The sequence below is a fragment of the Pseudomonas sp. AF03-9 genome (genome assembly GCF_020515815.1).
In the GTDB taxonomy this organism is placed as follows: Bacteria; Pseudomonadota; Gammaproteobacteria; order Pseudomonadales; family Pseudomonadaceae; genus Aquipseudomonas.
The window spans coordinates 1-24,806 of the sequence record NZ_JAHPJF010000001.1 but is presented as its reverse complement, the minus strand read 5'-3'; the positions used below and the strand labels follow the sequence as shown (position 1 = coordinate 24,806).

The window sequence follows — 24,806 nt, the reverse complement described above, 5'->3', positions numbered from 1 at the left end:
ACCAAGAGGAAGTCCCTGTGATCCGCGTACTGGTAGCCGAAGACCACACCATCGTTCGAGAAGGCATCAAGCAATTGATCGGCCTGGCCAAAGACCTGCTGGTGGTCGGCGAGGCGAGCAATGGCGAGCAGTTGCTGGAGACCTTGCGCCATGTGGCCTGCGAGGTGGTGCTGTTGGACATCTCGATGCCCGGCGTCAACGGCCTGGAGGCGATTGCGCGGATCCGTGCATTGAACAACCCACCGGCGATCCTGGTGTTGTCGATGCACGATGAGGCGCAAATGGCCGCCCGTGCGTTGAAGGTCGGTGCCGCCGGTTACGCCACCAAGGACAGCGATCCGGCGCTGTTGCTCACGGCAATTCGCAAGGTCGCGGCGGGCGGGCGTTATATCGACCCGGACCTGGCCGACCGCATGGTCTTCGAGGTCGGCCTGACCGATGCGCGGCCGCTGCATTCGTTGCTGTCGGAGCGCGAGTTCTCGGTGTTCGAACGCCTGGCCCAGGGCGCCAACGTCAACGACATCGCCCAGCAACTGGCGTTGAGCAGCAAAACCATCAGCACCCACAAGGCGCGCTTGATGCAAAAACTCAATATCACCTCCCTGGCCGAACTGGTGAAGTACGCGATGGAACACAAGCTCCTCTGACGACATACCCAATAACGACACCCCGAAAATCTCGCCGCACCTATTCTTGCCGCTTGCGGCTCACCCCTTGCGTCGGCACTGTCCCGTGCGCGCCATCCGTGTAGGGCAATCCCTACCCCCAACCTTCCATCCGGCTGATGCAATTCTCTCCCGGCCCCCGATTTCCGGGGCCTCGCGCCTGGACTACGCTTGTGCCACAGCAGTCCAAAATACAAAGGTGCGGGTATGAGCGAGGTGGATTCAAATGAGGTCCTGGTCAGCTTTCGTGGCGTGCAGAAGAGCTACGACGGCGAGAACCTGATCGTCAAAGACCTCAACCTGGAGATTCGCAAGGGCGAGTTCCTCACCCTGCTCGGGCCTTCCGGTTCGGGCAAGACCACCAGCCTGATGATGCTTGCCGGCTTTGAAACGCCGACCGCCGGCGAAATCCAGCTGGCCGGGCGCGCCATCAACAATGTGCCGCCGCACAAGCGCGACATCGGCATGGTGTTCCAGAACTACGCGCTGTTCCCGCACATGACCGTCGCCGAGAACCTGGCGTTCCCGCTGTCGGTGCGCGGCCTGAGCAAGACCGACATCAGCGAGCGGGTCAAACGTGTGCTGAGCATGGTCCAGCTCGACGCCTTCGCCCAGCGCTACCCGGCGCAATTGTCCGGCGGCCAGCAGCAGCGTGTGGCCCTGGCCCGCGCCTTGGTGTTCGAACCGCAATTGGTGCTGATGGATGAACCCCTCGGCGCCCTCGACAAGCAACTGCGTGAACACATGCAGATGGAGATCAAGCACCTGCACCAGCGCCTCGGCGTGACCGTGGTGTACGTGACCCATGACCAGGGCGAAGCCTTGACCATGTCCGACCGTGTGGCGGTGTTCCACCAGGGCGAGATCCAGCAGATCGCCCCACCGCGCACACTTTATGAAGAGCCGAAGAACACCTTCGTCGCCAACTTCATCGGCGAAAACAACCGCCTCAATGGCCGCCTGCACAGCCACTCCGGCGAGCGCTGCGTGGTCGAGCTGGCGCGCGGTGAGAAGGTCGAGGCACTGGCGGTCAACGTCGGCCAGATCGGTGGCCCGGTGACCCTGTCGGTGCGCCCGGAGCGCGTCAGCCTCAATGGTTCCAGCGAAAGTTGCGTCAACCGCTTCTCGGGGCGGGTGGCGGAATTCATCTACCTGGGCGACCACGTGCGTGTGCGCCTGGAAGTCTGCGGCAAGGCCGATTTTTTTGTGAAACAACCGATTGCCGAGCTGGACCCGGCCCTGGCAGTCGGCGACGTGGTTCCGATTGGCTGGCAAGTCGAGCACGTTCGCGCACTCGACCCACTTCTAGAGGCGAATTAATCGCCCCCATGGCTTCACCAACCCTGCACGTGGAGAGAACAACAATGTTGAGAACCCTGAAATTTTCCGCCCTGGCCCTGGGCCTGATCGGTGCGACCCAGGCCATGGCCGGCCCGGACCTGACTGTCGTGTCCTTCGGTGGCGCGAACAAGGCCGCCCAGGTCAAGGCCTTCTATGCCCCGTGGGAAAGCGCGGGCAACGGCAAGATCGTCGCTGGCGAGTACAACGGTGAAATGGCCAAGGTCAAGGCCATGGTCGACACCAAGAGCGTGTCTTGGGACCTGGTGGAAGTGGAGTCGCCGGAGCTGTCCCGTGGCTGTGACGAAGACATGTTCGAGCCGTTGGACCCGAAACTGTTCGGCAACACCGCCGATTACGTTAAAGGCGCGATCCAGCCGTGCGGCGTGGGCTTCTTCGTGTGGTCCACGGTGTTGGCCTACAACGCCGATAAACTGGCCAGCGCGCCTACCAGCTGGGCGGATTTCTGGGACGTGAAGAAATTCCCGGGCAAGCGCGGCCTGCGCAAGGGCGCCAAGTACACCCTGGAATTCGCGCTGATGGCCGACGGCGTTGCGCCGAAGGACGTCTACAAAGTACTGGCCGGCAAAGATGGCCAGGACCGCGCGTTCAAGAAACTCGACGAACTCAAGCCGTCGATCCAGTGGTGGGAAGCTGGCGCGCAACCGCCGCAGTACCTCGCCTCGGGTGACGTGGTGATGAGCTCGGCCTACAACGGCCGCATCGCCGCCGTGCAGAAAGAAAGCAACCTGAAAGTGGTGTGGAACGGCGGTATCTACGATTTCGACGCATGGGCCATTCCTAAAGGCCTGGCCAAGGACCGTGCCGAAGCGGCGAAGAAATTCATCGCCTTCTCGGTACAGCCGCAGCAGCAGAAGACCTACTCGGAAAACATCGCCTACGGCCCCGCCAACACCCAAGCCGTACCGTTGCTGGCCAAGGACATCCTCAAGGACATGCCGACCACCCCGGAAAACATCGCCAACCAAGTGCAGATCGATGTGAGCTTCTGGGCGGATAACGGCGAGCAGTTGGAGCAGCGTTTCAACTCGTGGGCTGCCAAGTAATCAGCAACACCGCTAAATCCATGTGTAGTGGGCTTGTGTGGGAGCGGGCTTGCTCGCGAAGGCGGTAGATCAGCCGCCACATGTGCAAGCTGATCCACCGCCTTCGCGAGCAAGCCCGCTCCCACATGGGATCTGCTGTGTTCAGTAGATTGCATTCATTTTCAGATTTCCCGGAGTTAGCCATGGCCATCGCCGTTCCCTCTAACGAGGTCAACAGCCCCACCCTCAAGCAGCGTCTGGCGCATGCCGAGCGGGTCAATCGCTGGAAGGCCCAGGCCTTGATTGCGCCGCTGGTGCTGTTTTTGCTGCTGGTGTTCCTGGTGCCAATCGTTGCGCTGCTGTTCAAGAGCGTCGGCAACCCGGAAGTGGTGGGCGGCTTGCCGCGTACCGTGGTGGCGGTGACGGCCTGGGACGGGCGTGGCCTGCCGGGCGAGCCGGTGTATCAGGCCCTCAGTGAGGACCTGGGCGAAGCCCGCAAAAACCAGACCTTGGGCGACCTGTCCAAGCGCTTGAACATGGAACTGGCCGGCTATCGCAGCCTGCTGACCAAAACCGCCCGTGCGCTGCCGTTTACCGAAGCGCCGGCCTCTTATAAGCAAGCGCTGGAAAGCCTCGATGAACGCTGGGGCGACCCGGCGTACTGGCAGGCGATCCGGCGCAACACCAGCAGCCTGACGCCGTTCTACCTGCTGGCGGCCGTCGATCACCGCATCGACGACCTCGGTGAAGTCGCCCCGGCCACGCCGGACCAGGCGATCTACCTGGACATCTTCGCCCGTACCTTCTGGATGGGCCTGGTGATCACCGCCATCTGCCTGCTGCTGGCCTATCCCCTGGCCTACCTGCTGGCGAACCTGCCGGCGCGTAAAAGCAACCTGTTGATGATCCTGGTGCTGCTGCCGTTCTGGACCTCGATCCTGGTGCGGGTGGCGGCGTGGATCGTGTTGCTGCAATCCGGTGGCCTGATCAACAGCGCACTGATGAGCATGGGCCTGATCGATAAACCGCTGGAGCTGGTGTTCAATCGCACCGGGGTCTACATCTCCATGGTGCACATCCTGCTGCCGTTCATGATCCTGCCGATCTACAGCGTGATGAAGGGCATCTCGCCCACCTACATGCGTGCGGCGATCTCCCTGGGCTGCCACCCGTTCACCAGCTTCTGGCGCGTGTACTTCCCGCAGACCTACGCCGGTGTGGGCGCCGGTTGCCTGTTGGTGTTCATCCTGGCGATTGGTTACTACATCACCCCGGCGCTGCTGGGCAGCCCGAACGACCAGATGGTCAGCTACTTCGTGGCCTTCTACACCAACACCAGCATCAACTGGGGCATGGCCACGGCTCTGGGCGGCTTGCTGCTGCTGGCCACCGTGTTGCTGTACCTGATCTATAACCGGCTGGTGGGCGCCAGCCGCCTGCGCCTGAGCTAAGGAGACCTTGCGATGCTGAGCCCTTATATGTCGCCCGTTGAGCGGGTTTGGTTCTACAGCTTGCGGATCCTCTGCGGCTTGATCCTGTTGTTCCTGATATTGCCGGTATTGGTGATCATCCCGCTGTCGTTCAACAGCGGCAGTTTCCTGGTGTATCCGTTGCAGGGGTTTTCGTTGCATTGGTATCAGGACTTCTTCGGCTCGGCCGAATGGATGCGTGCGCTGAAAAACAGCATCATCGTCGCCCCGGCGGCCACGGTGTTGGCGATGGTGTTCGGTACCCTGGCGGCGATTGGCCTGACCCGTGGCAATTTCCCCGGCAAGGCGCTGGTGATGGCCCTGGTGATTTCGCCGATGGTGGTGCCAGTGGTGATCATCGGCGTGGCCAGTTACCTGTTCTTTGCGCCGCTGGGCCTGGGTAACAGCTTTTTCTCGCTGATCGTGGTGCATGCGGTACTGGGCGTGCCGTTTGTGATCATCACCGTGTCGGCGACGTTGCAGGGCTTCAACCATAACCTGGTGCGGGCGGCGGCGAGCCTGGGCGCTTCGCCTTTGACCGCGTTCCGTCGGGTGACCTTGCCGCTGATTGCACCGGGGGTGATTTCCGGGGCGTTGTTTGCCTTTGCGACGTCGTTTGATGAGGTGGTGGTGACGCTGTTTCTGGCCGGGCCTGAGCAAGCGACGTTGCCGCGCCAGATGTTCAGCGGTATCCGCGAGAACCTCAGCCCGACGATTGCTGCTGCCGCGACGTTGTTGATTGCCTTCTCGGTACTGCTGTTGCTGACATTGGAATGGCTGCGCGGCCGCAGCGAAAAACTGCGTACCGCACAGGTCTAACGTACCGAAACCGGATCAACTGTGGGAGCTGGCTTGCCTGCGATAGCTGTGGGCCAGCTTGCTTATCTGCTGCTGACACACCGCTAGCGCAGGCAAGCCAGCTCCCACATCGACCGTGCCCACTTTGAATTACCTCTGCATTCAGTTGCTGAATGGCTGACAACCTATTTCCCTCAGCTACGCTTGTGCCAGCCCATTTCCGAATAAGAGGCCGCGCACATGAGTACTTCCTCATTCAAGATCGCCCACAAACTGCTCACCGGCGCTGGCGCCATCGAACAACTGGCGTTTGAACTCACGCGCCTGGATGTGGATAACCCGCTGATTGTCACCGACGCTGCGTTGGTCAAGTCCGGTACCGTGGCGCTGGCGCTCGAACACCTGGGCGAGCGCAGTTACGAAATATTCGACCGCGTATTGCCCGACCCGGAAATCGCCATCGTCGAAGACTGCATGCGCGCCTACCGCGAAGGCGGGCATGACGGGCTGATCGGCCTGGGCGGCGGCAGTGCCATCGACATTGCCAAAAGCGTAGCCGCCTATGCCGGTTACCACGGCGCGCTGGCGGATTTGTTCGGTGTCGACCAGGTGCCGCGCAAGGGGCCGCCGCTGATCGCGATCCCGACCACGGCCGGCACTGGTTCGGAAGTGACCAACGTGGCGATCCTTTCCGACAAGGTCGCGCAACTGAAAAAAGGCATCGTCAGCGACTATCTGTTGCCGGATGTCGCGCTGATCAGCCCGCAAATGACCCTCACCTGCCCGCGTAGCGTGACTGCCGCCAGTGGCGTGGATGCGCTGGTGCATGCCATCGAGTCGTACCTGTCGCTGAATGCCTCGCCGATCACCGATGCGCTGGCGATTGGCGCAATCAAGCTGATCGCCAACGCGTTGCCCAAGGCTTACGCCAACCCGGCCAACTTGCAGGCCCGGGATGACATGGCCACCGCCAGCCTGATGGCCGGCATGGCCTTTGGTAATGCCGGCGTGGGCGCAGTGCATGCGCTGGCGTACCCGTTGGGCGGGCGGTTCAATATTGCCCATGGGGTGAGCAATGCGCTGTTGCTGCCGTATGTGATGCACTGGAACAAGCTGGCATGCGTGGAGCGCATGCAGGAGATTGCCCAGGCCATGGGCGTGAATGTCACGGGGATGAGCGCCGTCGATGCGGCCGATAGCGCTGTCGAGGCGATGACGCGACTGTGTGCCGCAGTCGAGATCCCGGCGGGCCTGCGCAGTTTCGGGGTGCCCGAGGACGCCATCCCGGCCATGGCCACCGAAGCGGCGGGCATTGAGCGGCTGATGCGCAACAATCCGCGCAAGCTCAGCGCGGCCGACATCGAGAAAATCTACCGGGCTGCCTACTAGCCGTTGAGACAGGTCACGGTGCGCGTGGCAAAGCATGCGGTATACAATGCGCGCCATCGTGATTTAGCTCAGAAAAGGTGCGTCATGCAGCCCTTCGTAATTGCTCCATCGATTCTCTCCGCCGATTTCGCCCGCCTGGGTGAGGAAGTGGACAACGTGTTGGCCGCCGGTGCCGACTTCGTGCACTTCGATGTCATGGACAACCACTACGTGCCCAACCTGACCATCGGTCCGATGGTCTGCGCGGCGCTGCGCAAGTACGGCGTCACTGCGCCGATCGACGCGCACCTGATGGTCAGCCCGGTGGACCGTATCGTCGGCGACTTCATCGAAGCCGGTGCGACCTACATCACCTTCCACCCGGAAGCCACGCAACACGTCGACCGCAGCCTGCAGCTGATCCGCGAGGGCGGCTGCAAGGCGGGCCTGGTGTTCAACCCGGCGACGCCGCTGGACGTGCTCAAGTACGTGATGGACAAGGTCGACATGGTCTTGCTGATGAGCGTCAACCCAGGCTTCGGCGGGCAGAAGTTCATCCCCGGCACGCTCGACAAGCTGCGCGAAGCCCGCGCGCTGATCGACGCGTCCGGCCGTGACATCCGCCTGGAAATCGACGGTGGGGTCAACGTCAACAACATCCGCGAAATCGCCGCCGCCGGCGCCGACACCTTTGTGGCCGGCTCGGCGATCTTCAACGCGCCGAACTATCAGGACGTCATCGACAAGATGCGCGCCGAACTGGCGCTGGCGCGTCCATGAGCGGCTTTGAGCAGCTGTTTCCCGGCAAACTGCCCCGGCTGGTGATGTTTGATCTGGACGGTACCCTGATCGACTCGGTGCCAGACCTGGCGGCGGCGGTGGACAACATGCTGCTCAAACTGGGGCGCAAGCCGGCGGGGATCGAGGCGGTACGCATGTGGGTCGGTAACGGCGTGCAGATGCTGGTACGCCGGGCCTTGGCCAATAACATCGATGCCGAGGGGGTCGATGAGGTCGAGGCCGAGCACGCGCTGGAACTGTTCAACACCGCCTATGAAGACGGCCACGAACTGACCGTGGTCTACCCCGGCGTACGAGACACCCTCAAGTGGTTGAGCAAGCAGGGCGTGGAAATGGCCCTGATCACCAACAAACCGGAGCGGTTCGTCGCGCCGCTGTTGGACCAGATGAAAATCGGCCGCTATTTCCGCTGGATCATCGGCGGCGATACCTTGCCGCAGAAGAAACCCGACCCGGCGGCGCTGTTTTTCGTGATGAAAATGGCCAATATTCCTGCCTCGCAGTCGCTGTTTGTCGGTGACTCGCGCAGTGACGTGCTGGCCGCAAAGGCCGCTGGCGTGCAGTGCGTGGCCTTGAGCTACGGCTATAACCACGGCCGCCCCATTGCCGAAGAGTCGCCGTCGCTGGTGATTGATGACCTGCGACTGCTAATCCCCGGTTGCTTGGGAGCGGGCGCTGAGATAACGTTGCCCGACACCGATCCGTCCCCTTCTGGAAATCCCATCGTGGTGGTCACTCGCAAACTCTGGATGAAAGTCATCAAGGCCCTGGCCCGCTGGCGTTGGCGCGCCTGACTGATCCCGGCCGCGCTACGCGGCACGTTTGCATACCTGACCGTTAGACCCTCACGCCACGAGGCACACATGATCCGCGAAGAATTCCTGCGTTTGGCCGCTGCCGGCTATAACCGTATCCCCCTGGCCTGCGAAACCCTGGCCGACTTCGACACGCCGCTGTCGATCTACCTGAAACTGGCCGACGAGCCCAATTCCTATCTGCTGGAATCGGTGCAGGGCGGCGAGAAATGGGGCCGTTATTCGATCATTGGCCTGCCGTGCCGCACCGTTATGCGCGTTCACGATCACCACGTGAGCATCACCCATGATGGCGTCGAGATCGAAAGCCACGACGTAGAAGACCCGTTGGCCTTCGTCGAAACCTTCAAGGCGCGCTACAACGTGCCGACCATCCCGGGGCTGCCGCGTTTCAACGGTGGCCTGGTGGGTTATTTCGGTTACGACTGTGTGCGCTACGTGGAAAAGCGCTTGGGCAAATGCCCGAATCCGGACCCGCTGGGCGTGCCGGACATTCTGCTGATGGTCTCCGACGCGGTCGTCGTGTTCGACAACCTCGCCGGCAAGATGCACGCAATCGTGCTCGCCGACCCGTCCCAGGCGGACGCATTCGAACAAGGCCAGGCCAGCCTCGAAGCCTTGCTGGAAAAACTGCGCCAGCCGATCACCCCGCGTCGCGGCCTGGACCTCAGCCGTCCGCCGGCGGCCGACCCGGTGTTCCGCTCCAGCTTTACCCAGGATGACTACGAGCGCGCAGTAGACACCATCAAGGAATACATCCTCGCCGGTGACTGCATGCAAGTGGTGCCGTCGCAGCGCATGTCCATCGACTTCAAGGCCGCGCCGATCGATCTGTACCGCGCGCTGCGCTGCTTCAACCCGACGCCGTACATGTACTTCTTCAATTTTGGCGACTTCCACGTGGTGGGCAGCTCGCCGGAAGTGCTGGTGCGCGTCGAAGACAACCTGATCACCGTGCGCCCGATTGCCGGCACCCGCCCACGTGGCGCGACCGAAGAAGAGGATGTGGCGCTGGAACAAGACCTGCTCAGCGACGACAAGGAAATCGCCGAGCACCTGATGCTGATCGACCTGGGCCGCAACGATACCGGGCGCGTCTCGGAAATCGGTTCGGTGAAGCTCACCGAGAAGATGGTCATCGAGCGGTATTCCAACGTGATGCACATCGTGTCCAACGTCACGGGTGAGCTGAAGGCCGGCCTGACCGCGGTGGACGCACTGCGTGCGATTCTGCCGGCGGGCACCTTGTCGGGCGCGCCGAAGATCCGTGCGATGGAAATCATCGACGAGCTGGAGCCGGTCAAGCGTGGTGTCTACGGCGGTGCCGTGGGTTATTTCGCCTGGAACGGTAACATGGACACTGCGATTGCAATCCGCACTGCGGTGATCAAGGACGGGGAGTTGCACGTGCAGGCCGGTGGCGGGATTGTCGCCGACTCGGTGCCGGCCCTCGAATGGGAAGAAACCCTGAACAAGCGCCGCGCGATGTTCCGCGCCGTTGCGCTGGCTGAACAGACCCCCAATTCCTGAGGTTTCCCCCATGTTGCTGATGATTGATAACTACGACTCCTTTACCTACAACGTTGTGCAGTACCTGGGCGAACTCGGTGCCGAGGTCAAGGTGGTGCGCAACGATGAAATGACTGTGGCCGAAATCGCCGCGCTGAACCCAGAGCGCATTGTGGTCTCGCCAGGGCCGTGCACGCCGACCGAAGCGGGCATCTCCCTCGAAGCGATCAAGTACTTCGCCGGTAAATTGCCGATCCTGGGCGTGTGCCTGGGCCACCAGTCCATCGGCCAGGCCTTTGGCGGTGACGTGGTGCGCGCGCGCCAGGTCATGCACGGCAAGACCAGCCCGGTGTTCCACAACAATGTGGGCGTGTTCCACGGCCTGAATCTGCCGGTGACGGTGACCCGTTACCACTCCCTGGTGGTCAAGCGCGAAACCTTGCCCGAATGCCTGGAACTGACCGCCTGGACCCAGTTGGAAGACGGCTCGGTCGACGAGATCATGGGCCTGCGTCACAAGACACTGAATGTCGAAGGGGTGCAATTTCACCCTGAATCGATCCTGACCGAGCAGGGCTACGAGCTGTTCGCCAATTTTCTCAAGCAGAGCGGCGGCACGCGCTAAGGACTTTCCATGGATATCAAGACTGCCCTGAGCCGTATCGTCGGCCATTTGGACCTGAGCACCGCTGAAATGAGCGATGTGATGCGCGAGATCATGACCGGTCAATGCACCGACGCGCAGATCGGCGCGTTCATGATGGCGATGCGCATGAAGAGCGAGAGCATCGACGAGATCGTCGGCGCCGTGTCGGTGATGCGCGAGCTGGCGGACAAGGTTGAGCTCAAGACCCTGGACGGCGTGGTGGATGTGGTCGGCACTGGCGGTGACGGTGCGAACATCTTCAACGTGTCGACGGCATCTTCTTTTGTGGTCGCGGCGGCGGGTTGCACAGTGGCCAAGCACGGTAACCGTGCGGTGTCTGGCAAGAGCGGCAGCGCCGATCTGCTGGAAGCGGCCGGGATCTACCTGAACCTGACGCCGGTTCAAGTGGCGCGTTGCATCGATAACGTCGGCATCGGCTTCATGTTTGCCCAGACCCACCACAGCGCAATGAAACACGCCGCCGGCCCGCGCAAAGACCTCGGCCTGCGTACCCTGTTCAACATGCTCGGCCCGCTTACGAATCCGGCCGGTGTGAAACACCAGGTGGTTGGCGTGTTCAGCCAGGCGCTGTGCCGGCCTTTGGCCGAAGTGTTGCAGCGCCTGGGCAGCAAACATGTGCTGGTGGTGCACTCCAAGGATGGCCTGGACGAATTCAGCCTGGCGGCACCGACCTTTGTCGCGGAGCTGAAGAACGACCAGATCACGGAGTATTGGGTCGAACCTGAAGACCTGGGCATGAAGAGCCAGAGCCTGCACGGCCTGGCGGTGGAAAGCCCGGCGGCGTCCCTGGAATTGATTCGTGATGCCCTGGGGCGGCGCAAGACCGAGAACGGGCAAAAAGCTGCGGAGATGATTGTTCTGAATGCTGGCGCGGCACTTTATGCAGCCGACCACGCCTATAGTCTTAAGGAAGGTGTCGCCTTGGCCCACGATGCGCTGCACACCGGTCTGGCTCGCGAGAAGCTCGAAGAGCTGGGAGCATTCACCGCGGTATTCAAGATGGAGAATGAAGGATGAGTGTGCCAACCGTTCTGGAAAAGATCCTCGCCCGCAAAGCTGAAGAAGTCGCCGAGCGCCGCGCCCGCGTCAGCCTTGCCGAGCTGGAAAGCCAGGCCAAGCTTGCCGATGCCCCGCGTGGTTTCGCCAACGCCTTGATCGCCCAGGCCAAGCTCAAGCAGCCGGCGGTGATCGCCGAGGTCAAGAAAGCCTCGCCAAGCAAAGGCGTGATCCGCGAGAACTTTGTGCCGTCGGAAATTGCCGTCAGTTATGAGAAGGGCGGCGCGACGTGCCTGTCCGTCCTGACTGATATCGACTATTTCCAGGGTTCCGACCTGTTCTTGCAACAAGCCCGCGCCGCGTGCAAGTTGCCGGTGATCCGCAAGGATTTCATGGTCGACCCGTACCAGATCGTTGAAGCCCGTGCCCTGGGCGCCGACTGTGTGCTGCTGATCGTCTCAGCCCTGGATGACGTGAAGATGGCCGAGCTGGCGGCCGTGGCCAAAAGTGTCGGCCTGGATGTGCTGGTGGAAGTGCACGACGGCGATGAGCTGGAGCGCGCACTGAAAACCCTGGATACACCGCTGGTTGGCGTCAACAACCGCAACCTGCACACTTTCGAAGTGAGCCTGGAAAACACCCTCGACCTGTTGCCGCGGATCCCGCGTGACCGCCTGGTGATTACCGAGAGTGGCATCGTCAACCGTGCCGATGTGGAACTGATGGAAATCAGTGGGGTGTATTCGTTCCTGGTCGGCGAGACGTTCATGCGTGCCGAGAATCCGGGCGCGGAGTTGCAGCGCCTGTTCTTCCCGGAGCGTGGCGTGGCGGTCAGCGGTTCGACCCTCGACTGATTTGAAATGCGATCAAACTGTGGCAGCGGGCTTGTGTGGGAGCGGGCTTGCCTGCGATAGCGATCGGTCAGTCGATGGATAGGTGACTGACACACCGTCTTCGCGGGCAAGCCCGCTCCCACATTGGGTTTTGTGTTTGTTCAGAAAGATAGGTGTTTGATGGTTAAGCCAGTTTCGATGACTGTTGAGGCTGGCCTTGCCGCCGAGCAGGACCTTTTGGCGGCTGTTTGCGCAGGCGACCAGGAATACGGCCTGCTGTTCTGGCAACCCAGCGATCAAGCCTTGGTAATGCCGCGTCGGCTGAGTCGTTTGCCTGCATTCGAAACCGCCAGCCAGGTCTCGGCCGCCGCCGATTGGCCGGTGTTGCTGCGCGAAACCGGTGGCGAGCCGGTGCCGCAGTCGAGCGCCACGGTCAACATCGCCCTGGTCTATGCGCCACCGCGCAGTGAAGGCGATCAGAATCGCATCGAAACCGGCTATTTGCGGTTGTGCCAGCCAATCTGCGATTTGCTGATCGAGCTGGGTGGCGATGCGTCCGTCGGCGAAATCGATGGCGCGTTCTGCGACGGTCGCTACAACGTCAATCTCAACGGCCGCAAAATGGTCGGCACGGCCCAACGCTGGCGCCAAAGCGGTGGGCGCCCGGTGGGGTTGGTGCACGGTGCGTTGTTGCTGGACGGCGATCGCGAAGAGCTGATCGCGGCGGTCAACCGCTTCAATGCGGCATGCGGGCTGGAACAGCGGGTTCGCGCCGAGAGTCATATCGCCTTGCACGAAGCTTTCCCTGCGCCGGATGCAATCAGCCGCCTGGACACGTTGTATCGTCAGATGCTGGCAGGCTTCCTGGCGCTTTAACGTGTACCGAACACCACCATCGTCTTGCCTTTGACGTGCACCAGGTTGCGTTCTTCGAGATCCTTGAGCACGCGGCCGACCATCTCCCGTGAACAACCGACAATGCGCCCGATTTCCTGGCGTGTGATCTTGATCTGCATGCCATCGGGGTGGGTCATGGCGTCGGGCTGCTTGCACAACTCCAGCAGGCAGCGGGCTACGCGGCCGGTCACATCAAAGAAGGCGAGGTCGCCGACCTTGCGCGTCGTGTCCCGCAGGCGCTGGGCGATCTGGCCACTCAGGGCGTAGAGAATGTCCGGGTCTTGCTGGGCCAACTCGCGAAACTTGGCGTAGCTGATCTCGGCCACTTCGCACTCGACCTTGGCGCGCACCCACGCACTGCGTTCCTGTTCCTTGCCTGCTTGCTCGAACAGCCCCAGCTCACCAAAGAAATCGCCGGTGTTGAGGTAGGCGATGATCATCTCGCGGCCGTCTTCGTCCTCGATCAGGATGGTGACCGAGCCCTTGATGATGAAGAACAGTGTCTCGGAACGTTCGCCAGCGCAGATAATGTTGTGTTTGGCCGGATAACGCCGACGTTGGCAGTGCATCAGCAGCTTGTCGAGATTCTTGATCTTGGGTATGGGCGTAAGAGCAACCATGTTTGTATCCCGAAAAGACAGTGCAAAGGGTCGGAGTTTTTGTATTTGTGTGGGTATCGGCATTGATACACGTTGTATAAATACTAGCAATACGCCATCGATTTGGCGCCAGCTTACCAGACACATTCTGACTCGATTAACCAATTTTCTCGGCAAACCCTGCTATTGATCGCTTTGATGCGAAACGCAGTCGGCGGCGGGCCCTGTGCTAAGCTGGCGACCCTTTTTTAGCAGTGGAGTCTGGGCGATGAAGGCACGCATCCAATGGGCGGGCGAAGCCATGTTCCTCGGTGAGTCGGGCAGTGGCCATGTCGTGGTCATGGACGGCCCGCCGGAAGCCGGTGGCCGTAACCTGGGCGTACGCCCGATGGAAATGCTCCTGCTTGGTGTAGGCGGTTGCAGTAATTTCGACGTGGTCAGCATCCTGAAGAAGTCCCGCCAGGCCGTGGAAAGCTGTGAAGCCTTCCTGGAAGCCGAGCGCGCCACTGAAGATCCCAAGGTGTTTACCAAGATCCACATGCATTTTGTGGTGAAGGGGCGGGCGTTGAAGGAAGCCCAGGTCAAGCGTGCCATCGAGCTGTCGGCCGAGAAGTACTGCTCGGCGTCGATCATGCTCGGCGCGGCCGGTGTGGCCATCACCCATGACTACGAGATTATCGAGCTGGGTTGATCGCCGGTTCCGTCGGCAAAAAGAAAGGGCGCTTAGAAAGCGCCCTTTTTTGTGGCTTTGGATTTGATGTATTCAGATTCTGTACGTGCTTTTGGTCATGACCTTGGCCAGTAGGCTCATGCCAAACCGTACCGGCGCCGGGAAGCGGAAACCGCCGGCGTCCAGTGCGCTTTCTGCGTGGTGTTCCTCGTCGATGCGCATTTGCTCGAGAATCGCCCGGGACTTTTCGTCCTCGGCCGGCAATTGCTCAAGGTGCTCGTCCAGGTGTTTGCACACTTGATGTTCGGTGGCGGCGACAAAACCCAGGCTGACCTTGTCGCTGATCAGGCCGGCGGCGGCGCCGATGCCGAATGACAAACCGTAGAACAGCGGGTTGAGCACGCTCGGGTGGCTGCCCAACTGCCGAATGCGCTGCTCGCACCAGGCCAGGTGGTCGATTTCTTCCTCGGCCGCATGTTCCATGGCCGCGCGTACTTGCGGCAGCTTGGCGGTCAGCGCCTGGCCCTGGTACAGCGCTTGGGCACAGACTTCGCCGGTATGATTGATGCGCATCAGGCCCGCAACGTGGCGGGTGTCGGTCTCGCTCATCTGTGCGTCGGGCTGCACGATGGCAGGCGAGGGGCGATACGGCTGGCCGCTGAACGGCAACAACGTGCGCATGGCCATGTCGGCTTGCAACAACAGACGGTCAATCGGCGAGTAGTGACGTTGGGTAGTCATGCTGACCTCCGGGAAGAATCTCGGCGGCCAGTTTACCGCAAGAGAGGGGGAAGCGTTTGCGCTGCGTCAAGCCCATGGGGTCGCGGCCTGGGGCGCACGACCGTTGCTGAGGGGCTGATCAGCCCGGCGGCCAGTTCATCTGGCGTTGACCGAGCACATGCATATGGATGTGATAAACGGTCTGCCCGCCTTTCGGGTTGCAGTTCATCACCACGCGGAAACCTTCCTCGCAGCCCTGCTCCAGTGCCAGGCGCTGGGCGGTGAACAAGATATGGCCGGCCAGGGCCTTGTCTTCTTCGGTCAGGTCGTTGAGGGTCGCGATGTGCTTCTTCGGGATGACCAGGAAGTGCACGGGCGCTGCCGGGTGGATGTCCTTGAAGGCCAGGACCTGGTCATCTTCGTAGATGATGTCGGCCGGTATTTCTCTGTTGATGATCTTGGTGAACAGAGTATCCACAGCTGTTTCTCCATTATGAGTAGGCAGGGTGAGTGTACTCAGGCAATCAACGCGGGCAATAGGCCTTGTTGATCGCGCCGGCAATCTTGCGAGTCAGCCAGCGTGGGCTGAAACGCGGGCTGAAGGCGAGCCAGCGGTTGCGTCGGCCGGGAATGATGATGGCTTTGTTCTTGTCGAGGGCGCGTACGGTGAAGAGCGCCACTTCTTCCGGGCTCATCAGTTTTTCGCTGCGGTCGAGCTTGGCGGTATCCATTTGCGCAGTGCCGAAGAACGCGGTGCGCGTCGGGCCGGGGCAGAGTACCGAGACCTTGATGCCGCAGGTCTTCAACTCTTCACGCAAACCTTCTGAGAAGTGCAGCACGTAGGCCTTGCTGGCGTAGTAGCTGCTCATCCATGGGCCGGGCTGAAACGCGGCCACCGAGGCAACGTTGAGAATCTGCCCGCCGCCGTGCAGCGCCATGGCGTTGCCAAGGGCGTGACACATACGGGTGAGGGCGAGGATGTTGACTTCGATCAGGTCCTGTTCGGTCATCCAGTCCTGGGCCAGGAATGGGCCGCTGGTACCGATGCCGGCGCAGTTGACCAGCAGGTCGATCTGCCGTTCGCCTTCTTCCAGCTCCAGCAGGAACCCGGACAAACGCAGTGGTTCGCCCAGGTCGCAGGCTCGAAACAGCACCTCCACGCCGAAACGTTGGGTCAATTCCAGTGCAATGCTTTCCAACTGATCACGCTGGCGGGCCACCAGAATCAAGCTGCGGCCGCGACGGGCCAAGGCTTCGGCCAAAGCCAGGCCGATGCCGCTGGAGGCACCGGTGATCAGAGCGTAACGGGTCATGCCTTTCTCCATCGCAACGCCGCCGAGCCTGTGACAGAGGCATCACAGGCGGCGGGCGTTTCTTCACTGTTCTGGAGAGTCTACAGGTTCGGCCGCTTCGTCAGCACTTTGCGCTTCGTCTTCATCAACGATCACGCTCTGGTCGGTGTCGGCATCGGAGGTGATGGAGCTGTTTTCGTAGCTGCTGTCGACGTTGGCTTCAAGTTGGTTCAGGTAACCGTTCATACCCAGGGTCACCACAATCGCCAGCATCACCGGGATAAACGCCAGCCATAGGGTGGCCAGGACCTTTACCGCGGTGGAGTTGCGCGGTGGTGGCGCGCCGTATTGGTTGGCGCCGGCATTGCCTGGCAATACCAGCAGCAGGATCGGGAAGACGCTGTTCACCAGCGGCACCAGGTTGAGGAACCACAACCAACCGGACCAGCCCAGGTCATGCAGGCGCTGCACGGCGATTTGCACGCTGACCCACAGCAGTGCGACGAACAACGCAAAACCCAGCAGGATGCCGAGAATCATGCCTGCCGTCGGCGAGGCGGTTGCCACGGCGAAGCCGGCAGTGGCTATGATGCCCGAGGCGACCAGCATCGCGACGGTCAACACCAGCGTCCAGGCGAGGTAGCGCAGGCGGCCGATGCGCCCGTGGATGGTGAACACCTTCAGGGTGGAGAATTCCGGCAAGTCGTCACCCACAGCGGCGCGCGGTGGCGCGTAAGGGGATGCGGCGGCGGAGGGGCCGGAACCGGTCTCGTGTGTTTCGGCAAGGTTGAACGCTACGGGTTGCTCGGTTTCGATGCGTGCGTCGACCCCGGCGTTTTTCAGCGCATTGAGGTAGGTTTCGGCATCGGGGCGGGACAGGTCGCGTTTCAGCGCGACCGGGCGGCCGGTGAAGAGTTTTTCGATGGCGTCGACTTCACTCTTGAACAGCTCGGCCAGGTTGAGTTTGGCAGTGGCGCTTTCGACCCCCGGGAGCAAGGCTCCATCAAACACAATCTTGAAACGGTTGTCGCTCATGCGGGCTTCCTTGTCACTCTATCTGTGAGGTAATGCAGGACTGCCCAAGCGGCAGGCCTTGCGGTTGGTTTAGCGTGGCCAGCGCAATTGTACCGCCTGTTCGTGCGCCTTGCGGTATTCGGCATCCAGGCGCGCAACCAGTTCATCGACGCTGGGTAAATCTTTGATCTCACCAACGCCTTGGCCGGCCGACCAGACGGTCTTCCAGGCCTTGGCTTCGTCGCTCAACGGCTTGAGCTTGGAGCCGAAGTTGACTTCACCCTTGCCTTGCAGCGCAGCGAGGTCGAAACCGGCGTTTTCCAGGCTCTGGCGCATAAAGCTGGCGGGCACGCCGGAGACTGCAGGAGTGTGCACGATGTCGGCGGCGCGCGATGTGAGCAGCATCTCTTTATAGGCATCCGGGGCGTGGCTTTCGGTGGTGCCGATAAAGCGGGTGCCGAAATACGCCAGGTCAGCCCCCAGCAACTGGGCCGCGAGGATCTCGTGCCCGTGGTTGAGGCAGCCGGCCAGCAGCAGGGTCTTGTCGAAGAACTGACGAATCTCGGCGATCAGCGCGAACGGGCTCCAGGTGCCGGCATGGCCGCCAGCGCCTGCGGCCACGGCGATCAGGCCATCCACACCGGCTTCAGCGGCTTTCTCGGCATGGCGCCGGGTGGTGACGTCGTGGAACACCAGGCCGCCATAGCTGTGCACGGCGTCGACCACTTCCTTCACCGCGCCAAGGCTGGTGATGACGATTGGCACCTTGTGCTCGACGCAGATCGCCAGGTCTGCCTCCAGTCGCGGGTTGCTGTTGTGCACGATCAGGTTCACGGCATATGGCGCGGGGTTGTCCAACTGCGCCAGGCCCGCTTCTATTTCTTCCAGCCAGGCTTTGAAACCACTGCTTTCGCGCTGGTTGAGTGCCGGGAAACTCCCGACGACACCATTACGGCAGCAGGCCAGCACCAGTTGTGGGTTGGAAATCAGAAACATCGGCGCGACCACCACCGGCAGGCGCAGATGTTGTTCAAGCAGAGCAGGCAGCGACATTGGATTGATCCCGTGTGATTGAAGTTAGAACGGTTTGACCACGACCAAAATTACGATAGCCAGCAATAGCAGAACCGGGACTTCATTGAACCAGCGATAAAAGACATGGCTGCGGGTGTTTTCGCCACGGGCAAAGCGTTTCACCTGCGCGCCGCACATGTGGTGGTAGCCGATGAGCAGCACGACAAGGGTCAGCTTGGCGTGGATCCAGCCGCCCGAGTGAAAGATGCTCGGGTTCAGGTAGATCAGCCAGCCGCCGAAAATCAGCGCGGCAAGCATCGCCGGGCCCATGATGCCGCGATACAGCTTGCGCTCCATGAGGCTGAAGCGTTCCTGGCTGACGGTGTCTTCGCTTTGGGCGTGGTACACGAACAGGCGTGGCAGGTAGAACAGCCCGGCAAACCAGCAGACGATGCTGATGATGTGGAAGGCTTTGACCCATAGATAGAGCATTTTTAGTTATTCCCAGGTTCACGGTAGCGAAGATAGTAGTGGCTGATGCGCCCGTACGTCACGTTGGCGGTTGTCGCAGGACGATACGGCCCCTATTATCGTCGGCTTTCCAGTGGGTTCGTTGAGGGCAGGTTTATGGTCAAGGTCGGTATCGTCGGCGGCACGGGTTACACCGGTGTCGAATTGCTGCGTCTGTTGGCTCAGCATCCGCAAGCAGAGGTGGTGGTCATCACTTCCCGATCCGAGGCTGGGCTGGCCGTGGCCGATATGTACCCGAACCTGCGAGGCCACTACGATGGCCTGGCGTTCAGCGTGCCGGACATCAAGACCCTGGGCGCCTGCGACGTGGTGTTCTTCGCGACCCCGCACGGTGTTGCCCATGCGCTGGCCGGTGAGCTGCTGGCGGCCGGCACCAAGGTGATCGACCTGTCTGCGGACTTCCGCCTGCAAGATGCCGATGAGTGGGCCAAGTGGTACGGCCAGCCGCACGGTGCGCCGGAGTTGCTTGAGGAGGCTGTCTACGGTCTGCCGGAAGTCAATCGTGAGCAGATCAAGCAAGCCCGACTGATTGCCGTGCCGGGTTGCTATCCGACCGCGACACAACTGGGTTTCCTGCCATTGCTGGAAGCCGGGCTGGCGGATGCGTCGCGTTTGATCGCGGACTGCAAGTCGGGCGTCAGCGGTGCCGGTCGTGGTGCTGCCGTAGGCTCGCTGTACTCCGAGACGTCGGAAAGCATGAAGGCCTATGCAGTAAAAGGGCATCGTCACTTGCCGGAAATCCGCCAGGGGCTGCGTCGCGCCGCCGGCAAGGAGGTGGGCCTGACGTTTGTGCCGCACCTGACGCCGATGATCCGTGGCATTCACTCCACGTTGTATGCGACCGTGGTCGATCGTTCGGTAGACCTGCAGGCACTGTTTGAAAAACGTTATGCCAACGAACCGTTCGTCGATGTGATGCCTGCCGGCAGCCACCCGGAAACCCGCAGTGTGCGTGGCGCCAACGTGTGCCGTATCGCGGTGCATCGTCCACAGGATGGCGACCTGGTCGTGGTGCTGTCGGTGATCGATAACCTGGTCAAGGGCGCGTCGGGCCAGGCGGTGCAGAACATGAACATCCTGTTCGGCCTGGATGAGAAGTTGGGCTTGTCCCACGCTGGCATGCTGCCTTAAGGCCGCTGACTGGATTTGCAAAAGGCCCGTTGATCGGGCCTTTTGTGTTTTTAATGGCGCCAGCGCAGATTGATATACCGTAACAATAGTTGACCGCTTTTCTAGGAGAAGCGGATAATGCCCGCCATTACGCATATGGCGGCGGTACGCCGGGAGATTATCAGCATGAGCGTTGAATCCTTCACCCCCACGGCTTTGCAATTCACCCACGGTGCTGCGCACAAGGTGAAGAGCCTGGTCGATGAAGAGGGTAATGATCGCTTGAAGCTGCGCGTATTTGTTACGGGCGGCGGTTGTTCAGGGTTTCAGTACGGTTTTACCTTCGATGAAGATGTAGCCGATGACGACACCATCGTCGAACGCGAGGGCGTGAGCCTGGTTGTGGACCCGATGAGCTTCCAGTACCTGGCAGGCGCCGAGGTGGATTATCAGGAAGGTCTGGAGGGTTCGCGTTTTGTGATCAAGAACCCTAATGCCACGACTACCTGTGGTTGCGGGTCTTCGTTCTCGATCTGATCGATAGCGGATACAAAAACGCCGCTTGGCTTTAATAGGCCAAGCGGCGTTTTGCTGTGTGGGGTTCAGGCTGGGTAGATTGCGCCCAATACGCGAAGCCCGCGTGCTCCAGTAACGCTGGGGCGGTTGGCGGCGATTCCTTCCAGGCAGCAGTGGGCCAGCCAGGCGAAGGCCATCGCTTCTACCCAGTCAGGGTCTACGCCGTGGGTGGCTGTACTGCTGACCTGAGTCGAGGGCAGTAGCGTCGCCAGACGATTCATCAATGTCGAGTTATGTGCGCCACCACCACAGACCAGCAGGGTTTCGGTCTGGGCTTGGGCGCTTTGCAGAGACTCCACGATGGTCAGGGCGGTCAGTTCCAGCAGGGTAGCCTGAACGTCCTGTTGCTCGAATACAGGCAAGCGGGAGAGGTGTTGTTGCAACCATCCCAGGTTGAACACTTCGCGGCCGGTGCTTTTAGGGCCCTTGGTCAAGAAGAAGGGGTCGCTGAGCAAGGCGTTGAGGAGCTGGGGCACGATACTGCCGCTGGCTGCCCATTGGCCATCAAGGTCGAAGTGTTCGCCGCGTTGTTGATGAATCCACGCATCGAGCAGCACATTGCCTGGGCCGCAGTCGAATCCGGCTACCGGCTTGCCGGTCTCGATCAGGCTGAGGTTGCTGAAACCTCCCACATTCAACACCGCGTTATTGCCGGTGCGTTCACCAAACAGTGCTTCGTGAAAGGCTGGAACCAGCGGTGCGCCTTGGCCGCCAGCGGCGACGTCGCGGCTACGGAAGTCGCTGACCACGGTAATACCTGTCAGCTCGGTGAGCAGGGCAGGGTTGCCGATCTGCACCGTAAAGCCCCGTGCAGGCTCGTGGCGGATGGTCTGGCCGTGGCTGCCAATCGCGCGAATATCCTGGGGCTTGAGGTTTTGCTGGTCGAGCAAGGCGTGAATGCCTTGGGCGGCGAGCGTTACCCAGTGTTGCTGGGCAATGGCCGAGCGTGCGATCTCGTCCGGGCCGCTGGCGCACAGGCCGAGCAGCTCGGTACGCAGGGCGTCGGGCATGGGGATGTAGTGGCTGGCGACCAGTGCGATCGCCGAGTCTTGTCTGATGAGGGCTATGTCCAGGCCGTCGAGGCTGGTTCCGGACATCACACCTATATAGAGCGACATACCTTAGCGCTTCGCCGAAGCCAGCAGCGTGGAGCGCTCCTGGTCCATGCGCGCCATCAGCGGTTGGCTTTGCTGCATGAAGCGCGCGCGCTCAGCCTTGGCGATCGGATCGGCCATCGGCAGCTTCTGGCCCAGCGGGTCGACGTGTACGCCGTTGACCTGGAATTCATAGTGCAAGTGCGGGCCGGTAGACAGGCCGGTGGTGCCGATGTAGCCAATGACCTGGCCTTGTTTCACGGTGCCGCCGGTCTGCACGCCTTTGGCAAAGCCCTGCATGTGGCCGTAGAGCGTACGGTAGGTGTTGCCGTGCTGAATGATCACGGTGTTGCCATAACCGCCACGACGCCCGGCCAGCAGCACTTTGCCGTCACCCGCTGCCTTGATCGGTGTGCCGCGAGGGGCGGCGTAGTCGACGCCTTTGTGGGCGCGGATTTTGTTCAGAATTGGATGCTTGCGGCCCATGGAGAAACGCGAGCTAATGCGAGCGAAGTCCACGGGGGTGCGTATGAAGGCCTTGCGCATGCTGTTGCCGTCGGCGGTGTAGTAGCTGCTGTTGCCTTGTTTGTTGGTGTAGCGCACCGCGGTGTAAGTCTTGCCGCGGTTGGTGAAGCGTGCGGAGAGGATGCTGCCGGTGCCTACCACTTTGCCGTTGGCGACCTTTTGTTCGTAAATGACGTCGAATTCGTCGCCTTGGCGGATGTCCTGTGCGAAGTCAATGTCATAGCCAAACACGCTGGCCATGTCCATGGTCATGCTGTGGGACAGACCGGCGCGGGCGGCCGATTGCGACAAGGAACTGTTGATCACGCCGTGTGCGTAGGCGGAACGCATTACCGGTTTGGTCGTGATGCGGTTGAAGGCGAAGCCTTTGGCGCCCTTGGTCAGGGTAATGCTTTCGAGGTCGCTGACGCTGCTGTGCAGGTTGTTCAACTGGCCGTCGGGCGTGAGTTCGAACTCCAGCTTTTGTCCGTGTTTGAGCTGGGTGAACTGCTTGGCTTGCTTATCGCTGGCGAGCACGTCATTTACCGTGGCAGCAGGCAGGCCGACCTTCTCGAACAGCGTAGATAGCGTGTCGCCCTTGGCCACGATCACTTCGCGGTGCTGAGGGTTCTTGGCGGTGGCTGCAGCAGGCGTGGGTTGACCCTGGGCGGCTTGCTGGGTGTCTTCTGGAGCGCTTTCTATCTGGGCGAACGGCGATTCGCTTGGCGCATTTGTGGCTTGTTGTGAGTCGGAAGCGTCTTGATCTTGTGTCAGTTGTTCAACTGGGCTTTCCAGGTCAAGGCTCAGGGATGTTCGTTTGGCTTCTACGTCACTGGAAGGGAATACCAGGAGTGCCAGGCTGAGAAGGGCGGCGATACCACTTGCTGCGAGCAGGTGGGTCTTCGGGTAAAGCGGAGGCGCTTTAGACGGTTCAGTGGTCATAAGTAATTTTGACTTTGAAGATGAAATGGAAAAGATGAATGACATGATGAAGATGAAATAACTGTATAAAATATAACCAAATCATCTGTGGCGCAAGCTCGCGAACGCTGGGCTTGCTGAACGGTGTCCGTGCGCAGGGCAAAACTTGTAATTAGTCCCTGATCTTGTATGGTTGGTTCCCTTTTGAATCTGAGCTTTGCAGGTCTGTTATGAAGTCGGTTGAAGAGCAGCTAGCGCTGATAAAACGTGGTGCGGAAGAACTGTTGGTTGAGGCTGAGCTGATTGAAAAGCTCAAGCGTGGCCAGCCCCTGCGTATTAAAGCCGGCTTTGATCCGACTGCGCCGGATCTGCACCTGGGTCACACCGTGCTTATTAATAAGCTGCGCCAGTTCCAGGAGCTGGGGCACCAGGTGATCTTCCTTATAGGTGACTTCACCGGGATGATCGGTGATCCGAGCGGCAAGAGCGCGACGCGTCCACCGTTGACTCGCGAGCAAGTGCTCGACAATGCCGAGACCTACAAGACTCAGGTGTTCAAGATTCTTGATCCGGCCAAGACCGAAGTGGCGTTCAACTCCACGTGGATGGATCAAATGGGGCCGGCGGATTTTATTCGTCTGACTTCCCAGTACACCGTGGCACGCATGCTTGAGCGTGACGACTTCGATAAGCGCTATTCAACCAATCAGCCAATCGCGATTCATGAGTTCCTCTATCCGCTGGTTCAGGGCTATGACTCGGTGGCGTTGCGTGCGGACGTTGAGTTGGGCGGCACGGATCAGAAGTTCAACCTGCTGATGGGGCGTGAGCTGCAGCGTGCCTATGGGCAGGAAGCTCAGTGCATTCTGACCATGCCGTTGCTGGAAGGCTTGGATGGCGTCAAGAAGATGTCCAAGTCGCTGGGTAACTATGTCGGTATCCAGGAAGCGCCGGGCGTGATGTACGGCAAGCTTGTTTCGATTCCGGATGCCCTGATGTGGCGTTACTTCGAGCTGTTGAGCTTCCGTTCGATGGATGAGATCAATGCGTTGCGTGCTGATGTCGAGGCAGGTGCCAACCCGCGTGATGTGAAGATCAAGCTGGCGGAAGAGATTGTTGCGCGCTTCCATGGTGAGGAGGCTGCGGCCAGCGCTCATCGTGGCGCTGGCAACCGCATGAAGGATGGCGAGCTGCCGGATGACCTGCCGGAAGTTGAGCTGTCTGCTGCGGAGGCCATGCCGATTGCAGCTGTGCTTAATAAGGCGGGCTTGGTGAAGAACTCGGCGGTTGCGCGTGATCTGCTGGGTTCGGGCGGCGTGCGTATAGATGGTGAAGTTGTTGATCGCACCTTTATATACGAGCTGGGTGCTACCCATGTCTGCCAGGCTGGGAAGAAGGCATTTGCGCGCATTACGCTCAAATCCGAATAAACCTGTAATTAAGTGTTGACGGCGAATTGTAACTGTCTATAATTCGCCCCACTTCCGGCGCAGTCGAAACGGAAAACTCCTTGGTAAACAATGAGTTACGCAGTTTTCGGCAGCAGGTTGCTTCAGTTA

The 24,806-nt window shown here is 60.7% G+C and carries 26 protein-coding genes; 17 read left to right on the top strand and 9 right to left on the bottom strand.

The genetic code is table 11. The features are described 5' to 3' along the window. Positions 1-17 precede the first annotated feature (17 nt). The 13 genes from LIY36_RS00130 (at position 18) to LIY36_RS00070 (ending at position 13,181) form a co-directional block, all read left to right on the top strand. The gene (locus LIY36_RS00130) at positions 18-647 is read left to right on the top strand and encodes a response regulator (RefSeq protein WP_038842984.1); all 630 of its coding nucleotides are present in this window, start codon (positions 18-20) and stop codon (positions 645-647) included. Between the two features lie 225 nt (positions 648-872). Next, positions 873-1,985, top strand: coding sequence for an ABC transporter ATP-binding protein (locus LIY36_RS00125; RefSeq protein ID WP_226454456.1), 1,113 nt, complete (start codon positions 873-875; stop codon positions 1,983-1,985). A gap of 44 nt (positions 1,986-2,029) precedes the next feature. Then, entirely contained in the window at positions 2,030-3,070 is a 1,041-nt protein-coding gene (locus tag LIY36_RS00120) for an ABC transporter substrate-binding protein (RefSeq protein WP_226454455.1), read from the top strand. A 182-nt stretch (positions 3,071-3,252) separates the two neighbouring features. Continuing rightward, positions 3,253-4,500 (top strand): ABC transporter permease, encoded by a 1,248-nt coding sequence (locus tag LIY36_RS00115; RefSeq protein ID WP_226454454.1) that lies wholly within the window; start codon positions 3,253-3,255, stop codon positions 4,498-4,500. A 12-nt stretch (positions 4,501-4,512) separates the two neighbouring features. Continuing rightward, entirely contained in the window at positions 4,513-5,337 is an 825-nt protein-coding gene (locus tag LIY36_RS00110) for an ABC transporter permease (RefSeq protein WP_192299791.1), read from the top strand. 219 nt (positions 5,338-5,556) lie between these two features. Then, the gene (locus LIY36_RS00105) at positions 5,557-6,705 is read left to right on the top strand and encodes an iron-containing alcohol dehydrogenase (protein WP_226454453.1); all 1,149 of its coding nucleotides are present in this window, start codon (positions 5,557-5,559) and stop codon (positions 6,703-6,705) included. 84 nt (positions 6,706-6,789) lie between these two features. Further along, entirely contained in the window at positions 6,790-7,464 is a 675-nt protein-coding gene (gene rpe, locus LIY36_RS00100; protein ID WP_192299789.1) for a ribulose-phosphate 3-epimerase, read from the top strand. Continuing rightward, on the top strand, positions 7,461-8,279 hold the full coding sequence (locus LIY36_RS00095) for a phosphoglycolate phosphatase (protein WP_192299788.1): 819 nt from the start codon (positions 7,461-7,463) through the stop codon (positions 8,277-8,279). Before rpe ends, LIY36_RS00095 begins: the two co-directional genes overlap by 4 nt. Positions 8,280-8,348: 69 nt before the next feature. Further along, positions 8,349-9,830, top strand: a complete 1,482-nt coding sequence (gene trpE / locus LIY36_RS00090; RefSeq protein ID WP_226454452.1) for an anthranilate synthase component I — start codon at positions 8,349-8,351, stop codon at positions 9,828-9,830. A 10-nt stretch (positions 9,831-9,840) separates the two neighbouring features. Beyond that, positions 9,841-10,434 carry an aminodeoxychorismate/anthranilate synthase component II gene (locus LIY36_RS00085; RefSeq protein ID WP_192299786.1) on the top strand — a complete coding sequence of 198 codons (594 nt, stop codon included), beginning with the start codon at positions 9,841-9,843 and terminating at the stop codon, positions 10,432-10,434. A gap of 9 nt (positions 10,435-10,443) precedes the next feature. Further along, positions 10,444-11,493, top strand: coding sequence for an anthranilate phosphoribosyltransferase (gene trpD, locus LIY36_RS00080; protein ID WP_192299785.1), 1,050 nt, complete (start codon positions 10,444-10,446; stop codon positions 11,491-11,493). Then, on the top strand, positions 11,490-12,326 hold the full coding sequence (gene trpC, locus LIY36_RS00075; protein WP_226454451.1) for an indole-3-glycerol phosphate synthase TrpC: 837 nt from the start codon (positions 11,490-11,492) through the stop codon (positions 12,324-12,326). Before trpD ends, trpC begins: the two co-directional genes overlap by 4 nt. A 159-nt stretch (positions 12,327-12,485) precedes the next feature. After that, on the top strand, positions 12,486-13,181 hold the full coding sequence (locus tag LIY36_RS00070) for a lipoate--protein ligase family protein (RefSeq protein ID WP_192299783.1): 696 nt from the start codon (positions 12,486-12,488) through the stop codon (positions 13,179-13,181). Here LIY36_RS00070 and crp read toward each other — a convergent pair. Then, complete coding sequence (gene crp / locus LIY36_RS00065; RefSeq protein WP_192299782.1) at positions 13,178-13,822, bottom strand: cAMP-activated global transcriptional regulator CRP; 645 nt, start codon at positions 13,820-13,822, stop codon at positions 13,178-13,180. The two genes, LIY36_RS00070 and crp, sit on opposite strands and share 4 nt — an antisense overlap. Positions 13,823-14,069: 247 nt before the next feature. Here crp and LIY36_RS00060 point away from each other — a divergent pair, with 247 nt between their 5' ends. Continuing rightward, complete coding sequence (locus tag LIY36_RS00060) at positions 14,070-14,492, top strand: OsmC family protein (protein ID WP_005792019.1); 423 nt, start codon at positions 14,070-14,072, stop codon at positions 14,490-14,492. Between the two features lie 72 nt (positions 14,493-14,564). On the opposite strand, the gene coq7 is transcribed toward LIY36_RS00060, so the two are convergent. The 6 genes from coq7 to hemJ all read right to left on the bottom strand — a co-directional run bounded on the left by coq7 (position 14,565) and on the right by hemJ (position 19,003). Then, positions 14,565-15,212, bottom strand: a complete 648-nt coding sequence (gene coq7 / locus LIY36_RS00055; RefSeq protein WP_017739622.1) for a 2-polyprenyl-3-methyl-6-methoxy-1,4-benzoquinone monooxygenase — start codon at positions 15,210-15,212, stop codon at positions 14,565-14,567. Between the two features lie 118 nt (positions 15,213-15,330). Continuing rightward, the gene (locus LIY36_RS00050) at positions 15,331-15,669 is read right to left on the bottom strand and encodes a histidine triad nucleotide-binding protein (protein WP_192299781.1); all 339 of its coding nucleotides are present in this window, start codon (positions 15,667-15,669) and stop codon (positions 15,331-15,333) included. Positions 15,670-15,715: 46 nt separating this feature from the next. Then, entirely contained in the window at positions 15,716-16,504 is a 789-nt protein-coding gene (locus LIY36_RS00045; protein ID WP_192299780.1) for an SDR family NAD(P)-dependent oxidoreductase, read from the bottom strand. A gap of 63 nt (positions 16,505-16,567) precedes the next feature. After that, positions 16,568-17,518 carry a DUF805 domain-containing protein gene (locus LIY36_RS00040; protein WP_226454450.1) on the bottom strand — a complete coding sequence of 317 codons (951 nt, stop codon included), beginning with the start codon at positions 17,516-17,518 and terminating at the stop codon, positions 16,568-16,570. 69 nt (positions 17,519-17,587) lie between these two features. Next, the gene (locus LIY36_RS00035) at positions 17,588-18,550 is read right to left on the bottom strand and encodes an NAD(P)H-dependent flavin oxidoreductase (RefSeq protein ID WP_226454449.1); all 963 of its coding nucleotides are present in this window, start codon (positions 18,548-18,550) and stop codon (positions 17,588-17,590) included. A gap of 24 nt (positions 18,551-18,574) precedes the next feature. Continuing rightward, positions 18,575-19,003: a protoporphyrinogen oxidase HemJ gene (gene hemJ, locus LIY36_RS00030; RefSeq protein WP_192299777.1), complete on the bottom strand. Its 429-nt coding sequence runs from the start codon at positions 19,001-19,003 to the stop codon at positions 18,575-18,577. A 135-nt stretch (positions 19,004-19,138) separates the two neighbouring features. On the opposite strand from hemJ, the gene argC reads away from it, so the two are divergent. Together argC and erpA are read left to right on the top strand one after the other, a co-directional pair. Next, positions 19,139-20,173, top strand: a complete 1,035-nt coding sequence (argC, locus tag LIY36_RS00025) for an N-acetyl-gamma-glutamyl-phosphate reductase (protein ID WP_024077689.1) — start codon at positions 19,139-19,141, stop codon at positions 20,171-20,173. A 165-nt stretch (positions 20,174-20,338) separates the two neighbouring features. Then, positions 20,339-20,689, top strand: coding sequence for an iron-sulfur cluster insertion protein ErpA (gene erpA, locus LIY36_RS00020; protein ID WP_003176443.1), 351 nt, complete (start codon positions 20,339-20,341; stop codon positions 20,687-20,689). 65 nt (positions 20,690-20,754) lie between these two features. Here erpA and LIY36_RS00015 read toward each other — a convergent pair whose 3' ends face one another. Both LIY36_RS00015 and LIY36_RS00010 read right to left on the bottom strand, forming a co-directional pair. Beyond that, positions 20,755-21,846: an anhydro-N-acetylmuramic acid kinase gene (locus LIY36_RS00015; RefSeq protein ID WP_226454448.1), complete on the bottom strand. Its 1,092-nt coding sequence runs from the start codon at positions 21,844-21,846 to the stop codon at positions 20,755-20,757. A 3-nt stretch (positions 21,847-21,849) separates the two neighbouring features. Then, positions 21,850-23,268: a peptidoglycan DD-metalloendopeptidase family protein gene (locus LIY36_RS00010; protein ID WP_226454447.1), complete on the bottom strand. Its 1,419-nt coding sequence runs from the start codon at positions 23,266-23,268 to the stop codon at positions 21,850-21,852. A gap of 209 nt (positions 23,269-23,477) precedes the next feature. Here LIY36_RS00010 and tyrS point away from each other — a divergent pair, with 209 nt between their 5' ends. Next, positions 23,478-24,677: a tyrosine--tRNA ligase gene (gene tyrS / locus LIY36_RS00005; protein WP_226454446.1), complete on the top strand. Its 1,200-nt coding sequence runs from the start codon at positions 23,478-23,480 to the stop codon at positions 24,675-24,677. Positions 24,678-24,806: the final 129 nt, after the last annotated feature.

Excerpts from the sequence above, each read along its gene's own strand:
- LIY36_RS00040 (WP_226454450.1), bottom strand. The coding sequence starts at position 17,518 with ATGAGCGACAACCGTTTCAAGATTGTGTTTGATGGAGCCTTGCTCCCG.
- LIY36_RS00070 (WP_192299783.1), top strand. The coding sequence starts at position 12,486 with ATGGTTAAGCCAGTTTCGATGACTGTTGAGGCTGGCCTTGCCGCCGAG.
- trpC (WP_226454451.1), top strand. The coding sequence starts at position 11,490 with ATGAGTGTGCCAACCGTTCTGGAAAAGATCCTCGCCCGCAAAGCTGAA.
- LIY36_RS00125 (WP_226454456.1), top strand. The coding sequence starts at position 873 with ATGAGCGAGGTGGATTCAAATGAGGTCCTGGTCAGCTTTCGTGGCGTG.
- rpe (WP_192299789.1), top strand. The coding sequence starts at position 6,790 with ATGCAGCCCTTCGTAATTGCTCCATCGATTCTCTCCGCCGATTTCGCC.
- LIY36_RS00010 (WP_226454447.1), bottom strand. The coding sequence starts at position 23,268 with ATGACCACTGAACCGTCTAAAGCGCCTCCGCTTTACCCGAAGACCCAC.
- LIY36_RS00105 (WP_226454453.1), top strand. The coding sequence starts at position 5,557 with ATGAGTACTTCCTCATTCAAGATCGCCCACAAACTGCTCACCGGCGCT.
- crp (WP_192299782.1), bottom strand. The coding sequence starts at position 13,822 with ATGGTTGCTCTTACGCCCATACCCAAGATCAAGAATCTCGACAAGCTG.
- LIY36_RS00110 (WP_192299791.1), top strand. The coding sequence starts at position 4,513 with ATGCTGAGCCCTTATATGTCGCCCGTTGAGCGGGTTTGGTTCTACAGC.
- hemJ (WP_192299777.1), bottom strand. The coding sequence starts at position 19,003 with ATGCTCTATCTATGGGTCAAAGCCTTCCACATCATCAGCATCGTCTGC.
- LIY36_RS00015 (WP_226454448.1), bottom strand. The coding sequence starts at position 21,846 with ATGTCGCTCTATATAGGTGTGATGTCCGGAACCAGCCTCGACGGCCTG.
- trpE (WP_226454452.1), top strand. The coding sequence starts at position 8,349 with ATGATCCGCGAAGAATTCCTGCGTTTGGCCGCTGCCGGCTATAACCGT.
- argC (WP_024077689.1), top strand. The coding sequence starts at position 19,139 with ATGGTCAAGGTCGGTATCGTCGGCGGCACGGGTTACACCGGTGTCGAA.
- LIY36_RS00120 (WP_226454455.1), top strand. The coding sequence starts at position 2,030 with ATGTTGAGAACCCTGAAATTTTCCGCCCTGGCCCTGGGCCTGATCGGT.
- trpD (WP_192299785.1), top strand. The coding sequence starts at position 10,444 with ATGGATATCAAGACTGCCCTGAGCCGTATCGTCGGCCATTTGGACCTG.
- LIY36_RS00060 (WP_005792019.1), top strand. The coding sequence starts at position 14,070 with ATGAAGGCACGCATCCAATGGGCGGGCGAAGCCATGTTCCTCGGTGAG.
- LIY36_RS00085 (WP_192299786.1), top strand. The coding sequence starts at position 9,841 with ATGTTGCTGATGATTGATAACTACGACTCCTTTACCTACAACGTTGTG.
- coq7 (WP_017739622.1), bottom strand. The coding sequence starts at position 15,212 with ATGACTACCCAACGTCACTACTCGCCGATTGACCGTCTGTTGTTGCAA.
- tyrS (WP_226454446.1), top strand. The coding sequence starts at position 23,478 with ATGAAGTCGGTTGAAGAGCAGCTAGCGCTGATAAAACGTGGTGCGGAA.
- LIY36_RS00045 (WP_192299780.1), bottom strand. The coding sequence starts at position 16,504 with ATGACCCGTTACGCTCTGATCACCGGTGCCTCCAGCGGCATCGGCCTG.
- erpA (WP_003176443.1), top strand. The coding sequence starts at position 20,339 with ATGAGCGTTGAATCCTTCACCCCCACGGCTTTGCAATTCACCCACGGT.
- LIY36_RS00115 (WP_226454454.1), top strand. The coding sequence starts at position 3,253 with ATGGCCATCGCCGTTCCCTCTAACGAGGTCAACAGCCCCACCCTCAAG.
- LIY36_RS00035 (WP_226454449.1), bottom strand. The coding sequence starts at position 18,550 with ATGTCGCTGCCTGCTCTGCTTGAACAACATCTGCGCCTGCCGGTGGTG.
- LIY36_RS00095 (WP_192299788.1), top strand. The coding sequence starts at position 7,461 with ATGAGCGGCTTTGAGCAGCTGTTTCCCGGCAAACTGCCCCGGCTGGTG.